Genomic DNA, 761 nt, shown 5'->3' with positions numbered 1-761 from the left:
AGGGCGAGCGCGCCGTAGAAGGCGCCCTGGGTGGCGGCGGACTTGGCGGCGACGGCCGCGGCTTCCGCCTTCACCTTGGCGGTCGCGACGGTCTCGTCGTACTGCTTGCGGTAGTCCTGGATCTGGGCCTTGGCCTGGTCGACCGGGATGCCCTGGGCCTTGGCCAGGGCGTCGGCCGCGCGGGTCTCGGCCTGGGCCTTCTGGGCCGGGTCACCGGTGAACAGCGCCCGGATGGCGGCCACGGCGGCGTCCTTGGCCGCCTGCGGGTCCTGGCCGGCCGCCTGGTTGCGCACCGACTGCTCGATGCCGTCCAGGGGGTTGGAGATCTTCGACAGCGACGGAGCCGCGGCCTGCGCGGCGGTCTGCACCGTGCCGCCCACCAGCGAGCCGGCCCCGCCCAGCGTGCTGGTCACGCCCGAGAAGGCGCCCCCGATGAGGCCGCCGGCGGCCGAGGTCAGGAGGTAGAGCACCACCAGGGTGGTCACCGCCCAGGAGACCAGCCCGTGCAGGCCGGCCGCGCCCGTGACGGGCTTGCCCGAGAGGCGCCCGGCGATGAGGCCGCCCGCCAGGGAAGCAACCACGCCCGAGCCCACGAACCAGAGGCCGGCGCTCAGCGAGAGCGTCGAGGCGGCCGGGTTGTCGGCGGCCACGGGTCCGACGCTGGACAGGCCGACGCCCACCCCGACCATGTTGAGGATGACCTGGGTCACCAGGGCGGTGACGGCGCCGGCGAAGATGGCGCCCCAGGAGACCTGGTTCAG

1 protein-coding gene is annotated in these 761 nt (G+C 74.6%); it reads right to left on the bottom strand.

Annotated elements, in window-relative coordinates; translation table 11 throughout:
• Positions 1–761: PhnA-like protein (locus AC6EUL_RS22865; protein ID WP_499872906.1), on the bottom strand; the 761-nt coding region annotated here is incomplete at both ends.

Source organism: Methylobacterium sp. 001424705, from assembly GCF_059816145.1.
This window is presented reverse-complemented; position numbering and strand designations above follow the sequence as displayed.